Raw genomic sequence first — 17,585 nt, 5'->3', positions numbered from 1 at the left:
ATGGAGATGCCCGACGCGGTCAAGTGGCTGCTGCCGATCGTCGTCGGGGAGAGCTGGCCCGAGGGCGACGAGACCAAGCTGCGCGCGCTGCGCGACGCGTGGCACACGGCGTCGTCGGCGATCGGCCCGGTGTCGGAGACGGGCAGCCAAGCGGCGTCCGGCGTCCGCGACAACTGGACGGGTGACGGCGCCGACGCGTTCGCGGAGCAGTGGAAGAAGTTCGTCGAAGGCGACGAGGCGTACTTCAAGCAGCTGGCCGACGCGGCGAAGGCCCTCGGGGATTCGTGCGACCAGACGGCGCTGGACGTCGAGTACACGAAGTACATGATCATCATCTCGCTGATCGTCCTGGCGGCCCAGATCGCGGCGATGATCGCGGCGGCGGCGGTGACGTTCGGCGGCTCCACGGCGGGTATCGCGCCGGCCCAGATCGCGACCCGGATGACCGTGCAGATGCTGTTCCGGCAGCTGCTCGAGAAGCTGGCGCAGCAGGGGTTCAAGCAGGTCGCGAAGGAGCTGCTGGAGAAGCTGCTCAAGCAGGGCCTCAAGAAGATCGGCATGGAGGTCCTCAAGAACGAGGCGATCAACCTCGGCATGGACGCGGGCATCCAGGGCCTGCAGATGGCGAAGGGCGACCGCAAGGACTGGGACTGGTCGAAGACCTCGGACGCGGCGATCTCGGGCGCGGTCGGCGGAGTCGTGGGGGCGGCTTCGGGCTCCATCGGACGCGGGGCGACCGAGGGACTTTCGCACAGCGCGGGCGGGCAGATCGCGGACGCGGCCATGCGGGCGGGAACGCGGGGCGCGGTCGAGGGAGTGGCCCAGACGGTCGGCCAGGCGGCGGTGACCGGCGATTTGGGATCGTTGACGCCGGAGCAGCTGCTGATGGGCGCTTCCAGCGGAGCCGTCGGCGGTGCGGTCGGGGGCGCGAAGGAGCAGATGCACTCGGTCCACGAGGCGAACATCCCGCGGGCCGACTCGGACGGTGACTCTGGTGGCTCTGGTGACTCCCGTGGCTCTGGTGACTCCGGTGGGGAGTCGCGGCGGGGGGCGGAGGAGTCGGGTTCGGAACCGGAGTCCCGGGGTGAGTCCTCTTCCGAGCCGGAGTCCCGCCGTGAGTCTTCCGAGCCAGAGTCGCGGGCTGAATCTTCGTCGGAGCCCGAGTCTCGCCGCGAAGCCGCCTCGGAGCCGGAATCGCGCGGTGAGGAACCACGCCGCGAGGCGGCCTCGGCACCTGAATCACGAGGCGAGGAACCGCGTCACGAAGCCTCCTCCGCCCCGGAGTCGCGAGGCGAGGAGTCTCGCCGTGAGGCCGCTCCGGAACCCGAGCAACCACGCCGCGAAGCCCCGTCCGAGCCGGAATCGCGTGGTGAGGAACCTCGCCGCGAGGCGTCGCCTCCGGTGGAAGCACGGACGGCGTCGGAGCCGGACGTCCGGCGAGAGAGCGAACCGCAGCAGCGTGCGGACAGCGGGCCGCAGCCGGTTTCCGAGCATCGCGCGCCCGAGGGGTCGCGGACCAGCGCCGACCAGGTCCAGCAGCCGGCGGCGGCTTCGAGCCACCAGTCGACGGGCGGCGCCTCACCGCAGGGCGGCTACGGCATGGCCCCGCCACCCCCGGGCTCCGGCCCGGAACCGGGACGCCAGAGCGGCGGCCGCCCCCAGGACAACGTCGGAGCGGCCGGATTCACGGGCGGCCCGAGCCAGCCGTTCGCGGCGGAGGGAGGGACGGCACCGTTCCAGAACGGACCGTCACCGCAGCAGGCACCACCACCGGGCGGCTTCGCGCCACCACCGCCACCGGGCGGCAGCGGCCTGCCGAACGCCGGCGGCCCGGGTCCGCGCCCGGGCGGCCAGCCGACGCCGCAGGGCGGAGGCGACCAGCCGCGACGGGTCCCCCCGCAGGATCCCCGACGGATGCTGCAGGGTGGTCAGCCGCCGATGCCGCAGGGTGGGTATCGGCCGGGAGGCCAGCGCCCACACGGCGCCCAGCCTGGTGGGCAGCCGCTCCATGGTGGGCAGCCGGGCGGTCAGCCACCACACGGGGCACCACCGAGGCAACCGGGCAGCCAGCCGACGCATAACGGACAGCCCACTCAACCCGGCGGCCAGCCGACACACGGGGCGCAACCGGGCGGTCAACCGCCGCACCGGGGGCAACCGCTTCAGGCCGGTGGTCAGCCGCCGCTCGGGGGGCAGGCGATTCAGCCCGGAACGATGCCGCCGCACGGTGCGCCGGGGGTGCCTGGTGCGCAGCCGCCGCGGGGGGCGCAGCCGCAAGGTGCCCAACCGGGGGTGCCCGGTTCGCAGCTGCCGCAGGGCGGGCAGCCGCCGCAGGGTGCGCAGCCGCAGGGCGGGCAGCTGCCGCAGGGTACGCAGCCGGGGGTGCACGGTGCGCAGCCACCGCACGGTGTGCAGCCGCAGGGTGCGCAACAGCCGGGCGCTCGGCCGCCGCAGGGTGAGCAGCCGCCGCGGAGCGTGCAGCCACCGCAGGGGGCGCAGCCACCGCAGGGGGCGCACGCGCCGCAAGGTGGGCACGCGCCGCAGGGTGGGCAGCCGCCGGGGGTGCGGCCGCCTCAGGGTGGGGTGCCGCCGGTGGGGGCGAACGGGCAGTTGCCTCAGGGTGGGTTGGCTCCGCAGGATCCGCGGCGGATGCCGCCGCATTCGGGGGTTCCGCCGCAGGGTGGGCAGCGTCCGCCGATGGCTGGTGGGCAGCTTCCCGCCGGGTATCCGAACCAGCCTCGGGGTCCCCAGGGCCCCGGGCCGCACCCCGGTGGACGGTCGCCGATGCCGCCTCCGCCGGGTGGACGGCCGCCGCACGATCCTCGGCTGGGGCCGCCGCGCCCGGCCGGTCCGGCGCCGATTCCGCCGCCGCGGTTCGGGCCGCCACAGGAGCACTTGCCGCCGCGGGGACCGTTCGAGCAGCCGCGGCCGGCGGACCGCGCGCCGGAACAGCCGCGGACGCAGCGACCGTTCGAGCAGCCGGCACAGGACCGCCCGATCCCGGCGGCCGAGCCCACACAGCAGCCGGTGGCCGAGCAGTCGGCGGTGCACGAAAGGCCGGTCGAGCAGCCCGGCGCCCAACGAGCCGACCAGCAGGCTCCGATGCCGGAGCGCCCGGCGCCTGGCAACGAGCGAACACGCGCCGACGAACGTCCGGCGGACGAAAGCTCGCCCACGGCCGAGCACGAGCGCGCCAAAGAGCGCCGAGCCGAACAGCCCGGTGCTGAGCGACCGGACCAGCCCACGCCCGCGCGGCAGCCGGTGGCTGAGCAGTCGCCGGTGCACGAAAAGCCGATCGAGCAGCCCGGCGCCGAACGACCGGACCAACCCACGCCCGGCCACGCAAGCGAACAGCCCGCCGAGCACCAAACGGCCACGGCCGAACACCCGCCGGTCCAGGAGCGCTCCGCTGAACCCGGCGCCGAACGACCCGACCAGCACACCCCCGACCAAGACCACCCCGGGGAACAGCACGAACGCCCGGGCCAAGAGCGGCCTTCCGAAGGAACGCCCGCCGACGAACACCCGGTGGACCGAAGCCCCTCGGCCGAGGCACCCGCCGACCCTCACCCGGCCGGGCACGAGTCGCTCGCCGGTGAGCAGGCGGCCGCCGATTCGCCTCGGGCGCACGACTATGGGCAGCCCGGTCATGATGAGCCCTACCTCACCGATCCTCGCTTCCACACCGATGATCCCGCCGGGATCAGGCGGATCGAGGACACCTTCATGGACTCCGGGCACCACAGCCAGGTCGACGGCGAATGGCGGCACGAACAGGTCCGGCGTGAGGCGCTCGCCAAGCGCGACCAGTGGCACCCCGGCATGTCCGACGCCGGTGCGGTCGCCGTGCACGCTTACACGCGGTACGAGATGGTCGGGCCGCTCAACCACGCCCTTCGGATGGGTGGCCCCGAGCTGCCTCATCTCGCTCCGCAAGCCGCGGCGCTCGTCTCCGGGCTGAACGAACTGCCGCCCCACGAGGGCGTTGTTTCGCGGCGGGTCGACTTCAAGGGTGATCTCTCGCGGCTGCAGGCCTTCCTCGCGCGGTTCCACGATGGTGCGCACATCACCGAACCGTCGTTCCTGAGCTCGTCGAAGGTCGACGCCCAGCACCCGCGGAGCAAGTTCCCCGGGGAAGTCGAGATGCGGATCCAGTCCAAGACCGGGCGGGACGTCGAGGATCTGGCCAGCATCCCGGACGAGCACGAAGTCCTCTTCAAGCCCGGGACGCAGTTCAAGATCACCGGCATCGAAGAAGGCCCCGGCCACCCCGACGCCAACCCGCGCCGGCCTGGCGAACCGCACTACATCGTGCACGCCGAAGAAATCGCTCCCGGGGAGCCCGGGCACCTCGGTGAGGCCGATGCCCGCGACGCCATCGAGCAACGCCGGGCCGAAGAACGTGCCGACGAAGCACGCCGCCAGCGTGAAGCCGACGAAGAGCTCGAGCAGTTCTACGCCGAGCACCCCGAATACAAGCCGAGCGGCGACCTGGCAAGCAAGATCAACGCCTTCGACCCGCCGGGTGCCGAGCCGCTGCCCGAACGGCGGCCGCCGGCCACCGGGGAGCCGGATGGGGGCTGGGCGCAGCTCGCCGAGCCGCTCACCCCCGGGGGGCAGCCTGTGTTGCACGCCGGGTCCGTCGAGACGCCGCAGCAGCACGCGCGCCTGGTGCGGGACGCCGTTCCCGAGCTCGGTGCGGTCAACACGCGTAACCACTACAGCCCGGACGGCCTCGAAAACGGCTACCGGACCAACGCCGCCGAGTCGATGGTCGCCTTCGAGCGGCGGATGAACGGCGAGGACGTCGTCGCCGGGCCGGCGCGGCAGCAGAGCGTCAGCGAACAGCTCGGCGGCCGGTGGAGCAGCCGGGACAGCTTCGACGGCGTGGCCCGTGAGCTCGGGGAACGTCCCGTCGGCGCGCGGTCCGCCGTTGCCTTCGAGACGCCCGGCGGGGAGTCGCGGCTGGTAGCCGCCGTGCACACCGAGCACGGGGTCCTGTTCGCCGATCCCGTCACCGGGCGGCTTGCCGAACTGCCGCACGACGCCACCGGGATCCACGCCATGCCGCTCGGCGGCGGGGACGCGCCCGCGCACCACGTCGTCGAAAACGCGCCGATCAGCGACCGGCTCAACCCGACCCCCGAACGGCTCCCGCACGACGAGGGCTACCTCTTCGACGGCGAGCACCGCGGCACCCCGGCCGACCACGAGAGCATCCGCCGGGCCGTCGGGGACGAGGACATCTACCAGCAGATCCACGACCGCGCGCTCGCCCGCCGGGACGCCGCCGGGCTGCCGGTCACCGACGAGGGCGCCGTCGCGCTGCACGGCTACACCCGCGGCGAGTACGCCTACGACGTCAACGAGGCCCTGCGCCGCGGCCCCGGTCACCCCGGGTTCGACCTCGCGCAGCAGAACACCCGCGCGATCATGGACGGCCTCCACCAGATCGCGCCCGAGTCCGGCGAGACGATCCGCGCCTACGACGTCGGCGGCGACCCGCGGCTGGCCGAGCTGGTCGCCGGGCCGTACGAGCCGGGCTCGGTGGTCGTCGAGCCCGCGTTCTCCAGTGCGTCCATCAAGACCAGCGAGTTCTCGACGTCGAAGTTCGGTGACGACGTCGAGCTGCACGTCCGGTCGGACAACCTGCGCGACATCTCCAAGCTCGCCGAGAACCCGGGAGAGCGCGAATCGCTGTCGCCGCCCGGCACTCAGCTGCTGGTGCACGAGAAGCGCCTCGAACTCACGCCCGACGGCCGCCGCAAGTGGGTCATCGTGGCCGAGGAGATCGGCCCCGGCCACCCGCGCTACCTCGAGCCCGAGGCCGCGCAGCAGAAGATGGCCGAGCGCCGTGCCGAGAACGAGCACAACACGGCCGAGTTCGAACGGCGCAAGCAGGCCGCGATCATGGAGCGGCTCGGCGGTCTCGGCGAGCCGGAGCACGTCACCCCGCACCAGCCGTCGGTCCACGAGCTGCCCGGGACGCCGGCGGAAGTGCCGCCGGCCCCGGTGTCGGTGCACGACTACTCGCGGCTGGCGCGGGCGACGAACCCGCCCGCCGAACCCGCCATCCACGCAGGCGGGACGACGCCGTCCGAGCGCGCGGCTTACGTGCACGACCGGCACCCGCACCTGCGCGACGTCAACCCGGGCTTCCACCGACCGGGCGCGCTCGAAAACGGGTACATGACCAACTGCACGCGCGGCCCCGAGGCCTACATGGACCGGCAGCGCGGCGGTGACATGACGGCCGAGCCGATCCTGCCTCACGAGATGGGCAGCCGCGGCACGCTCGAACACCTCGAGGGCCGGTTCGGCGAGACGTTCTCCGCGCGCGACAGCTACGACGACGTCATCCGCGAGATGCGCGAGAAGCCGCTGGACCACCACGCCGTGGTCGCGGTGAAGTACTCGGGCCCGAACGGGGTCGAGTACGGGCACGTCGCGATGGTCGTGCACACCCGCGAAGGCGTCGCGTTCATCGACCCGCAGTCCGGCGACCTCATGCACCTGCCACAGCCGCCGAAGAGCATCAAACTGATGCACATCGGCACGCCGGACGAGGTGCACGTCCAGCCCGAGCACGGCGCCAACGAAAGCCACGGCGGCTACGGCTCGGCGGCACCGCACGACGCCTTCCTGGCCAGGGACGACGTCGCCGCGGCACTCGACGGGCACGCGGACGCCGACTACATCCGCGCGCACCTGGGAGAACACCCCGGCTTGGTGCGGCTGCTGTCCGACTCGGGCAACGACTACTTGACGCGCTCGCTGCTGGACAACCCGAAGACGCTGGCCAGCCTGCTCAAGCACCCCGAGGCGATCCCGATCCTCGAGGACGCTGTTCACGAGGTGAACGAACGCGGTTACAGCGTCATCGACGATGTCGAGCAGGAGGGGGTCGCGCCGTTTGACCCGACCCCGGAGCAGGCGGAGATTTCCGCGGACGTGGCGCGGATCGCCGACGTGGCGTCGCCTGAATCGCTGCGGCACGGCAGCTTCGACCAGGGCCGGGTCGGCGATCCGGAGTACTGCAAGCAATGGGTCGCCGAGGAGCGCGAACGCTGGCCCGAGACGCAGGGCACGCTGAACCGCATCACGGAGCGGATCGCCGGCGAGACCGATGGCCAGCCGGGGTTTCGGCCGGAGCCGAAGGACAGCGTACGAGCGCTGGCGAAGATCGCGAAGTACGGCTGGGATGGTTCACTCCTGCGCGACCTGGTCGGCACCAAGATCCAGTTCGAGCAAGTTGCGGACATGTACCGGGCACTCGACGCGGTGCGCACCGATCCCGAGCTGACGATCGTCAAGTTCTCGGATCGGCTCGCCAACCCCCAGGACAGCGGCTACCGGGATCTGCAAATGAACGTCCGGCTGCCGAACGGGCACGTGGCCGAGCTGCGACTGCACCTGACGCACATCGACGACGTCGCGTCGTACGAGCACGCGCTCTACGAGGTGCGACGGGACTTCGAGACCTTCAGCAAGAAGGAAGGCCGCGAGGGCTTCCTCTCGCCGGAAGAAGCAGCCCTCGACGCGGCGTTGACCGAACAGGTCCGAGACCGTTTCGAGGAAGCCTTCCGGCGGGGACTGACATCCGAGGAGAGCACCTGATGGCCGTTCGGACCCCCAGGTTCTACAAGTACTACGCCCAGGCCTACCGGATCGACTCGGCGCCGAACGGTGGCTTGGTGGGCACCCTCCTCGATCTGACGACCGGTTTCTTCGTCCAGGACAGCAGCCACATTCGCGAGGTCATGCGAGCCACGACCGAGTCGCACATCGACGGTCCCCTCAGCGAAGAGAAGTTCATCTACGAGACAGAGGTCGAGCGGAACCACTTCCTGTCCGGCGACGGCCCGATCTTCGCGCTTTACGAGACGATCAATGGAATTGATGGCACAGCCACCCGGGAGGGACGCAGCCGGACCACGCAGGAGACCGCGCTGGTCCACGCGCTCCAGAAGCGCACCTTCAAGATGTGGGAAGACGAGGCCGCTCGGATCGCCGCCGGTGAGCCGCCGTCGTTCACGGTGACCAGCCGGTTCAACGCGAGGCAATGATTCACGTGGAACATCGACTTTCGCCCGACGAGCAGCGCACCCTCCTGGTGCGCCTGGGAAAGCTCGTGCGCGAGCACCGCGTCAACGCCGACGTGCCCGCCGTCGCCGACTTCCGGCAGGTCGGGAAGCACACCGAGACCGCGGGCCACAACACGGCCGTGCCGGACGAGCTGGCCGACCTCTTCACCGAGCTGCGGGCCGGCATGTACACCGAAGGCCGCGGCACCTGGCTGCAGGCGCGGTTCGCCCTGAACGCCGACGGCAGCTTCGACTTCGACTTCGCGCTCGACGACGATCCGGTGTGGACCCACGCACCCGAGCCGGCCGCCTGGCCGGAGGAGCTCGCCGCGTTCCCGCGCGCCGACGAGCACGTCCCGGACTGGTGGCGGCTGCGCGCGCAGCTGCCGCTGGGTGTGGTGTTCCGGCACGCCGACGTCGGCGGCCCGGACGTCGAGCGGCCGCCGCTGACCGACACCGAGGTGCCGCTCGTGCTGCAGTACCTCGAGCGGGAAGCCGTCGTGCACGAAGACGGCGACGAGCGTTTCCACACCGACGGCACGTGGATCTGGTCCGAAGCCGTCCCGCTCCTGCTCGCGAAGCACGGCGTGCCGCCGGAGCCGGACCTGGTCGCGCACATCCGCCGGCACCACTTCCAGCCGCCGTACGTCGAGCCGCTGGTCCGGCGGACCGCCGAAGCGGACCTGCTGGGCAAGCCGCGGCCGAAGCCGGGCCGCGCCGACGTGAAGAAGACCGCCGGGGACGTCGCCGCCGAGCTGGAGACCACGCCGGACCCGCAGCTCGGTGACGAAGAGCTGCTGATCGTGCTGGTGCAGCGGCTCGGCGAGCACGGGGTGTGGCCCGAGGCGTACCGGGTCGGCGAGCGCGCGGACGGCGCGTGGTGCCTCAACTACACCTCCGACGGCTGGGAAGTCGCTGCCCACGCCGGCGGGAAACCTCGCGCGCCGAAGTACTTCTCCCGGCTCGAGGACGCCGCGCAGCAGCTGCTGGGGGCGTTGCTGCTGCACCCCGCGCGGATGACCGCCGGGCACGAAACCCCGCTGGAGACCGCGAAAGAGCTCGACGACTGGCCGGTGCACCCGGCGCCGGGTGAGCCTCCCCTCACCCTGCTCCGCAACAAGCGCATCACCCGGCTGGTGGCGGGTACGGTCGTCCTGCGCTTCGGCGAGGAACCCGGCAATCTCGTTCACCACGGCGAGGTACGGTTCGCCACGACGTCGCTGCCGCTCGAACGGGAGCGGGTGCGGCGGAGCTACCGGCTCAGACGCCCTCTGCACGTGATCACCGGCATCACGGTTCCGTGGGCGAACCTGCCGGGTGGCGCGGTGGCCTTCGTGCTGCCGAAGACGATCGCCGAGCACGAGTCCGACGGAAGCCTGGAGAGGATCGAGTAGGTGGAAGCGGCGGAAGCGATTGCCAAGGTCGGCCAGTGGCTGCGCGCGGTGCACGGTCCGGACGTCTCCGGCCCCGCCGGGCTCCGGGTGGACACCGAAAAGGTGCTGCGCATCCCCGAGGGCTGGTCGGTGCCCTACAACACCATCGCGTTTCTCGACGAGGGCCGGCCGGAGAAGGAGATCTTCCCGCCGCCGTCGGTCGTCGTCCGCGAGCCGGACGGCGAACTGCGCCAGGCGCACCCGCACCCCGGTGGGCTGTCGGTGCCGGTGGCGTTCCCCGGCCAGGAGAACTGGCGCGAGGTCGTCGACCCCGAGTACGTCAAGGCCGGGCTCGGCGAGCTGGGCGTGCCGCTGCAGGCCGTCGCCGGCTGGGTGAAGGTCGACGCCGAGGGCAACCAGACCGGCGAAGAGCGCGAAAACCCCGAGTACAAGGCCGGGCCGATCCGCCGCGGCTACCCGAAGCCGGACAACACCCTGGAGACGCTGCTGTCGTTCGGCAGCGTCGGCTGGCTGACCCGGGAACTGCTGCTCATCGGGCTGATCCGGTGCGAGGTGTTCGTCCCGCTCGACCTGGAGACCGGCAAGACCGACCGGTTCTACTTCGCCGAGGAGCGCAACGAGCTCAAGGTGTTCAGCTCGACCCGGCAGCTGCCCTCGCGCGAGCACGGCTGGTGGAAGGTCGACGTCGCGACGCTGGCCGAGTTCGAGCACCCGCCGAACCTGGTGATCAACGGCGGTCCGACGACCATCGAGGACGTCTCCAGCGGCGAGCTCGCGGAGATCGTCAAGCGGTTCCCGCGCCACGAACCACGCATCGACGTGCACGGCCGCTGCCCGGAGGCGGAGGAGGACCTGATCCGGGTCGCCACCGAGACCGCGGCCCGGATGGGCCTGCCGGATCCGGTGAAGCCGCCGCTCATGGCGGCCGAGAAGGCCCGGCGGCGCGGCTTCGAGCTGACGGCCGAGGAATGCGCGAAGACCGTGCTCGGCGAGTCCTGGCTGAAGCGGCTGAACATGCCGGAGCCGCCGCGCAGCAAGCCCAACGACCTGCGCGCGAACGGCCTGGCCCCGGCGTACGACAACGCCGGCCGCACGGTGCCGCGGCTCGACACGTTCGGCAAGTACTTCGAGCGGAACCTCGACGGCTTCCGCTACGGCTGGCAGCGCGTCACGGGCGCGTACGTCGGCTTCGCGCTCGGCGAGGCCCTCGGCGCGGCCGTCGACCGGATGATGCTGCACGACATCCACGCGAAGTTCGGCATCGAAGGCGTCACCGACCTGATCCCGGCGTTCGACCAGCCCGGCCGGATCGGCTCGCTGACGCAGCGGCTGCTCTTCTACACCGAGGCCGTCATCCGCAGCCCGCACCGCGAGCAGCCCGAATCCCGCGACGCCGAGGAGCTGTTCCCCGGCGTCGTCCGTGGGGCGCTGCAGCGCTGGCTGCGCACCCAGGGCGCGCCGATGGACGCCCCGGACGGCTGGCTCGTGCAGGTCCCGGACCTGCACGCCCGGCGGGACATCGACGACGCCGAGCTCAACGCCTACCACCAGCTCGCGACCGGGGCCGCCGGCGCACCGCCGATGACCGGGCCGGCCGCGCTGATCCCCGCCTTGCCCGCCGCGCTGACCATGGCCGGCCCCGGCAGCGGGCTCAGCGGCGGGGCGCGGCAGGCGGTGCGCGAACTGGCCGGCGTCACCCACCCCGACGAGCCCGACCTGGCCGCCGCGACCTACCTGACCTGGCTGTTCGAGCACGCGCTGACCAAAGACGCGTTCAGCTTCCCGATCTGGAACACCAGCCGCGAGGTGCTCAACCCGGACAACCAATTCCAGCAGGGCCCGGAGTGGACGGCGATCGGGGACATGGTCGCCGAGTCGGTGCCGTTCTTCGGCGAGCACGGCCTGCCCGACCTGCGGATGCCCGAGCTGATCGGCGACGGCAAGACGACGCTGTCGGTGCTCGGACGCGCCTTCGCCGCGTTGTCGGGTTTCGAGAACTACCCGGAGCAGGCGCTGCTTCGCGCCGTCAACCACTCTGGCCGCAGCGCGCTCACCGGGGCGATCGCCGGTGCCCTGCTCGGGGCGCGCACCGGGATCCCCGGGCTGCCGCAGAAGTGGGTCGACCAGCTGGAGCTGCGGTACCTGGTCGAGAACGTCGCTTCGGACGCGTACTGGCACTTCGACCGGCACTCGGCGCTGAGCGCGCTCGGCGACGCCTGGATCGAGCGGTACCCGCGGCATTAGCGCGAGGATGGGGAGAATGGACGAAGAGGAAGCCGCCGCTCGCGCGCGAGAGTGGCTGCGCACGCGGCCCGGCGGCGACCGGCTGCGGATCCGGCCGGAGTTCACCGCGCGCCGCCCGGACGGCTGGAGCTTCACGGTCAACGCGGCCGCCTACCTGGACGGCACCGACATCGGCGCCGGCCTGTTCCCCGGCCCGGTGGTCCTCGTGCCGGACGACGGCGGCGAGATCGGGTTCGACCAGCCGGCGATGGCGAGCGCGCCCGCCGAGGCCGAGTGGCGCCCGGACGTCGACCCCGAGTTCGACGAGAAGGCGTTCCCCGAGCTCGACCTCCCGGTGCGGGCCGTGCGCGGCTGGACCCGGGCGAACGGCGAGTACCGGGTCAACGAGCAGTACACCCCCGGCCCGGTCTGGCGCGGCTTCCCGGTGCCGGCCACCGACGCCGAGAAGCTGCTGAACTACCTGGCCGCCAACTGGATCAGCCGCGGCGAGTTCGTCCGCGCCCTGCTGGACTGCGAAGTCCTCGTGCCGTTGCTCGGCACCGGCGAGCCGCTGCTGCGGCCGGTCCCCGGCACGGGCGGGCGTGAAGTCATCGCCTACAGCTCGTCGGCGAAGGTGCCCGGACGGTACCCGCGCCGGTGGCGGGTACCGGTCCGGGAGCTGCCGCCGTCTTCGGGACTGACGCTCGACCCCGGCAGCGGCTTGGTCCGCAGCCTGACCGCCGCCGAGCTCGCCGCGGCCGGCGGTGCCGCGACCGCACCCCGGCCCCCGGTCGAGGAGCCCGCGCCGGAAGCCGGGCCCGAGGTCGCCGCGGCACTGCCCGCACTGGTCGCGGAGTTCGGCGTCGAGCCGCCCGACCTGCTGGAACGGCACCTGCGGTACGCCCTGGACCACGCCCGCGACCACCACTTCGAACTGACGCCCGAGGAGTGCGTCCGGTACCTGCGCGGGTTCGCCTGGCAGTACCGCAACGGCGTCCGCCGCCGGGCCGGCCAGGAGCCGGAATGGCCTGCCGACCTGGGCGCGAACGGCCTGATCGCACACGTGGACGAAGACGCGCGCCCACGGCCGGTGCCGTGGACGTTCGGGAAGTTCTCCGCCTTCGGGACGCCGGCCGACCGCTTCGCGTGGCACCGGATCCTCGGCGCATACGTCGGCTTCGCGATCGGTGACGCCCTGGGCGGCGGCGCGGACCCGGCGAGCCCCCTGCCCCTGGGCGGCCTGACACGGCACCTGCTCTTCCACACCGACATCGTGCTGCGCGGCCTGCCGCCGGTGCCGACCGGCGAAGTGCCGGCGACCCTGCCCGAGCCGGACCCGGTCGGCTGGCTCGCCGTCGCGACCCGGCACGCGGGTCCGGCGCCCGCCGAGTTCTCCGCCCTGCTGGCCACGGCGTTGGCCGCGACCCCGGCCGGCGCGGTGGCCCTCGCGGACGTCGACGGCGAGCGGTACGCGAAGGACGTCGCCCGCGAGCTGACCGGCAGCGCCGCCGGCGCCGAGGTCACCGAAGGCGTCGAGCTGCTGATTTCTCTGTTCCAGGCGCTGCTGACGCGGGAGCCGTTCGCGCTGCCGGTGCACGTCCGCCTGCACGAGGTCGGTGGCGACCTGGCGGCGTCGACGCTGGCGCTGCGCGCGGACCGCGACGCCGACGACGTCACCCAGCTGGAGTCCATCGGCGACGGCCGGAGCGTCCGGTCGGTGCTCGGCCGCGCGCTGTTCGCCGCGGCCAAGCGCGGCTACGACCCGGAAGCCGCGATCAGGCTCGCCGCGCGGTCCGGGCCGGTGGCGGGCGCGATCGCCGGCGCGCTGGTCGGCGCCCGGGTCGGGGTGCCCGGCCTGCCCTTGGCCACCGGGCTGCCCGACCTCGGCCTGCTCGACGACGTCGCCGGCGACGTCTTCTGGTACTTCAACCGCAACGGCCTCCGGACGGAGACCGCCGAACACGCACGCTGGGAGCGCCGGTACCCGAGCGGCCGGTTCACCCCGGAACCGAAGGGGACGGGTCCCGACTTGCGATCGCGACTGCGGGGCAGCCTGCTGGCCGGGGCGATCGGTGACGCGCTGGGCGCGAAGACCGAGTTCGACTCGATCGACCGGATCCGGGAGATCGCCGGGCCGGACGGCATCACCGACTTCATCCCCGCGTACGGCGGCGTCGGCCGGATCACCGACGACACGCAGATGACGCTCTTCACGCTCGAAGCGCTGATCCGGGCCCACGCTCAGGAGCGCCGGACCGGGTCCGCGGACGTCGTCCACTCGCTGCAGATGGCCTACCAGCGCTGGCTGCACACCCAGGGCGTCACGTGGGACCGGGCTCGTGGACCGCAGTCGGCGGTCGAAGCGGCCGACGGCTGGCTGATCGGCCACCAGGAGCTGTTCAGCCGGCGCGCACCGGGGCTGACCTGCTTCGGCGAACTCGAGGCGTACGGCCGCTCGGGCGTCCGGGGCACCATCGACCGGCCGGTGAACAATTCGAAGGGCTGCGGCGGCGTGATGCGCGCGGCGCCGATCGCGCTGTGGTCGGACGACCTCGCCGAGGTGTTCCGGCTCGGGGCCGAGAGCGCGGCGCTGACCCACGGTCACCCCAGCGGGTATTTGTCGTCGGGGTGCTTCGCGGTGATCGTGCACGAGCTGCTGCACGGAAAGCCGCTGCTCGACGCGGTCGCGACCGCACGGGCCGAGCTCGTCAAGCATCCCGGGCACGCAGAGCAGAGCGCGGCGCTCGACGCGGCACTGGCGGAGCAGGGACCGCCGACGCCGGAGAAGCTGGAGCGGCTCGGACAGGGCAACGTCGGCGAGACGGCGTTGTCGATGTCGGTGTACGTCGCACTGACCACCACGGACGCCGACTCGGCGTTGCTCGCGGCGGTCAACCACAGCGGTGACAGCGACTCGACCGGTTCCGTCTGCGGCAACCTCGTCGGCGCGATGTACGGCGAGGAAGCGCTGCGGCCAAGCTGGCTCGACCGGCTGGAACTCCGCGAAGTCATCGTCGGCCTGGCGGACGACGCGCTCACCGAGTTCGGCCCGGGTGCGCCGGGCGACGACCGGTGGTTCGCTCGGTACCCGGTCGACTAGGTTCTTGGTTCACGGGGGACGGGGAGGGACAAACGTGCGTAACCGGGTTGAAGTGGCCGAACGCCCGGACGGCCTGTATGCGACGTGGGGCGAGGGGACTTTCCGCGCGCAGCGGTCGACCACGGACGGCACGGTGCTGCTGTCCGTGCTGCCGGAGGAAGAGGCGCCGGAGGGGTTCGACAAGGAGTTCGACGGGCGTCCGGCGCGGGTGGTGCCCGCGAGCGAGGTGCCGTCGACGTTCACGCTGCGGACCTTCGCCGAGTACGACGGCGAGGTCTTCGAGGTCGCGCCGGGCGACCGGCCGGAGCTGACCCTGCGCTGGGTCCGCGATGACGCCGCCCGCGCGGCGCAGCTGGGCCTGACCGACTTCTCGGTCACCGTGCCGGCCAAGCAGGTCACGGCGCTGTGGCAGACGCGGCTGGACTTCACCGAGACGCCGGAGGCGCGGCCGCAGCCGGGGACCGGTGACCAGAACGCGTTGCTGCGCGCCATCGGCCGGACGCTGCTGCACACCGTGCCCGGCGGCTGGACGCGGGTCGGCGCGCAGTTCCGGCAGGTGGGTGACTACGCCGAAATCGAGGTCCGCGCGGTCGGCGACGAGGACGGCCCGGTGTCGGTGTCGCTGCCCGCGGTGCCCCGGCTCGGCGGGCTCTTCGCACGGCTGCGGGCGGCGATGTTCCAGGCCGAGGCCGGCACCTGGTTCCAGGGCACGTTCACCCTCGACGCCGAGTCGAAGTTCGACTTCGACTTCGACGCCGACCGCGAGCCGGACTGGCGGGTGCCGCCCAACGACGGCGGCCGTCCGTCGACCGCCGCCTACGAGCTGGAGCTGGCCACCTTCCCGCGGACGCCGAAGCACCTGCCGGCGTGGCTGACGGCGAAGGCGGGCTTGCCGCTGGACGTCGTGTTCCGGCACGCGCGGGTCGCCGACGCCCACGTCGAGGGCGAGCGCCCGGTGGTCACCCGGCCGCCGGTGCCGCCGGACCAGGTCCGCGGCCTGCTCGACTACCTGTTCCGGGCGCCGGTGGCGCTGCACCGGCCCGCGCCGCTGCCGGACATCTTCGGCGCGCCGGGGGCCAAGCCGGACGTGCCGAACGCGTTCCACACCGACGGCACCTGGATCTGGCCCGCCGCCGTGCCGCACTACCTGCGCAAGTACGGGGTGCCGCCGGAGCCGGAGCTGGTCGAGCACGCACGTGCGGCGGGCTTCCGGCCGCCGTTCGTCCGGGAGCTCGTCCGCGCGACGGCCGAGGCGGAGATCCTCGGCCAGCCGCGGCCGCCGCAGACGGCGGCGGATCTGCCGGACGAGCGCGCGCTCACCCGCGTCGCCCGCGGTGAGCCGGTCCGGAACCTGCGCGGCGCGGAGACCCTGGAGCTGCTCCAGCAGCGGCTCGCCGAGCACGGCGTGCCGGCGGCGGCCTACCGGATCGGCGCCAACGAAATACCGGCCGAGGACGTCTGGACGCTGCGCCGGGCCGAGAACGGCTGGGAGGTTTCGCGGCCGCCGTCCGACGAGCCGGTGGCGTTCGGCTCGCTCGGCGACGCGGCCCGGTTCCTGCTGGGCGTGCTGCTGATGCTCCCGCCGCGGCCGGCGGAGGAGTCCGACCTGCCGGCCGACTGGCCGATCCTGCCGATGCGCGGGGAACCGCCGTTGAACTTCTACCGCGGCAAGCGCCTGATCACGCTGCCGCCGGGCACCACGGTCGTCCGGTTCGGCAACGAGACCGGCAACCTGGTGCACGCCGACGGCTCACGGTTCGTCGAGACAGCGCTGGCGTTCGAGCGCGAACGCGAGAAGCGGCTGTACCGGGTGCAGCGCGCGATCCGCGTGCTGACCGGCGTGGCGGCGCCGTGGGGCGGGATGCCGGGTGGCGCGGTCGCCCACCTGCTGCCCCGGCCGCTCGCCCAGCACGTGGAGACCGGCTCGCTCAGCAGGCAGTGATCAGGACGGCGGGCGACCACCAGTAGTCGGCGAGCGGGGTGACGTCGACTTCCGCGAAGCCCGCCGTCGTCAGCTGCTCCGCCCAGACCGCGGCCGGGTGCTCCCAGTTCGTCCGCTGCTGCCCGGAGACGATCCCGAGCAGCACCGGCAGCAGGAAGCCCTGGGCGACCAGCGTGGCGTCTTCGCCGTACTCGGCCACCCCGCGCTCGTAGCGCTCGACGAGCGACCGGAGGTGCTCCGGCGAGCCTTCCTCGAACTCGGGGACGTCGAACTCGGCGAGCACCAGCGTCCCGGTGCGCGGCTGCAGCGCGCGCAGCACCTCCGCGCGCTGCTCCGGCTCGATGGACTGCAGCGCGAACGTCGACTGGACGAAGTCCCAGCCGAGGTCGTCGCGGGCCAGGAAGTCCTGCGCGGTCGACTGCCAGCACTGGGCTGAGGGCACCCGCTCGTGCACGCCTTCGAGCAGCGCGGCCGACGGTTCGACCAGGTCGATCCGCGGCGGGAGGTGCGACGCCTGCTCCAGCGCGGGCACCACGGCGAGGCCGTCACCGCAGCCGAGGTCGAGCAGCGACTCCGGCTTCGCGCTGTCGTACCGCGCGGCCAGCTCGGCGCTCAGCGCCCGGTACAGCCCGACGTTGCCGCCGCCGCGGATGAACGCCGTGAACGCGCTCGGCTGGTCGTACACCGGCGCCGAGCCGTCGCCGGCCAGGTAGGTCCGCAGTTCGTCGGCCAGGGTGGAGCCGGCCCGCCCGGCTTGGGCGGCGAGTTCGGCGGCCCGGTCGCGGTCACCGGAGCGGTAGGCGGCGAGGGCGTCGGCCAGCAGGTCGATCGAGGTCATGGTC

General features: G+C 72.7%; 7 protein-coding genes. 6 read left to right on the top strand and 1 reads right to left on the bottom strand.

What is annotated here, in order from left to right:
• From ACFVYA_RS08710 to ACFVYA_RS08685, 6 genes are read left to right on the top strand one after another with little or no spacing between them, the layout of a single operon-like run.
• On the top strand, positions 1 to 7,617 hold the full coding sequence (locus ACFVYA_RS08710) for a toxin glutamine deamidase domain-containing protein (protein WP_387043781.1): 7,617 nt from the start codon (positions 1 to 3) through the stop codon (positions 7,615 to 7,617).
• Complete coding sequence (locus ACFVYA_RS08705; RefSeq protein WP_387043779.1) at positions 7,617 to 8,066, top strand: hypothetical protein; 450 nt, start codon at positions 7,617 to 7,619, stop codon at positions 8,064 to 8,066. Before ACFVYA_RS08710 ends, ACFVYA_RS08705 begins: the two co-directional genes overlap by 1 nt.
• Complete coding sequence (locus tag ACFVYA_RS08700; RefSeq protein ID WP_387043777.1) at positions 8,063 to 9,478, top strand: TNT domain-containing protein; 1,416 nt, start codon at positions 8,063 to 8,065, stop codon at positions 9,476 to 9,478. The genes ACFVYA_RS08705 and ACFVYA_RS08700 overlap by 4 nt, the downstream gene beginning before the upstream one ends.
• Complete coding sequence (locus ACFVYA_RS08695) at positions 9,479 to 11,722, top strand: ADP-ribosylglycohydrolase family protein (RefSeq protein ID WP_285987483.1); 2,244 nt, start codon at positions 9,479 to 9,481, stop codon at positions 11,720 to 11,722.
• Positions 11,723 to 11,738: 16 nt separating this feature from the next.
• A complete protein-coding gene (locus ACFVYA_RS08690) occupies positions 11,739 to 14,801 on the top strand; it encodes an ADP-ribosylglycohydrolase family protein (RefSeq protein WP_387043775.1) in 3,063 nt (1,020 codons plus the stop codon).
• Positions 14,802 to 14,835: 34 nt separating this feature from the next.
• Positions 14,836 to 16,743 carry a TNT domain-containing protein gene (locus ACFVYA_RS08685; RefSeq protein WP_387043773.1) on the top strand — a complete coding sequence of 636 codons (1,908 nt, stop codon included), beginning with the start codon at positions 14,836 to 14,838 and terminating at the stop codon, positions 16,741 to 16,743.
• Here ACFVYA_RS08685 and ACFVYA_RS08680 read toward each other — a convergent pair.
• Positions 16,730 to 17,581: a class I SAM-dependent methyltransferase gene (locus ACFVYA_RS08680; protein ID WP_387043771.1), complete on the bottom strand. Its 852-nt coding sequence runs from the start codon at positions 17,579 to 17,581 to the stop codon at positions 16,730 to 16,732. The genes ACFVYA_RS08685 and ACFVYA_RS08680 overlap by 14 nt on opposite strands.
• Positions 17,582 to 17,585 lie beyond the last annotated feature (4 nt).

Origin of the sequence: Amycolatopsis sp. NPDC058278 (assembly GCF_042881395.1) — a bacterium.
In the GTDB taxonomy this organism is placed as follows: Bacteria; Actinomycetota; Actinomycetes; order Mycobacteriales; family Pseudonocardiaceae; genus Amycolatopsis.
Note: the sequence above shows the minus strand (reverse complement) of the source record. Positions and strands in the feature narration are given on the sequence as shown.

Excerpts from the sequence above, each read along its gene's own strand:
- ACFVYA_RS08700 (WP_387043777.1), top strand. The coding sequence starts at position 8,063 with ATGATTCACGTGGAACATCGACTTTCGCCCGACGAGCAGCGCACCCTC.
- ACFVYA_RS08690 (WP_387043775.1), top strand. The coding sequence starts at position 11,739 with ATGGACGAAGAGGAAGCCGCCGCTCGCGCGCGAGAGTGGCTGCGCACG.
- ACFVYA_RS08710 (WP_387043781.1), top strand. The coding sequence starts at position 1 with ATGGAGATGCCCGACGCGGTCAAGTGGCTGCTGCCGATCGTCGTCGGG.
- ACFVYA_RS08680 (WP_387043771.1), bottom strand. The coding sequence starts at position 17,581 with ATGACCTCGATCGACCTGCTGGCCGACGCCCTCGCCGCCTACCGCTCC.
- ACFVYA_RS08705 (WP_387043779.1), top strand. The coding sequence starts at position 7,617 with ATGGCCGTTCGGACCCCCAGGTTCTACAAGTACTACGCCCAGGCCTAC.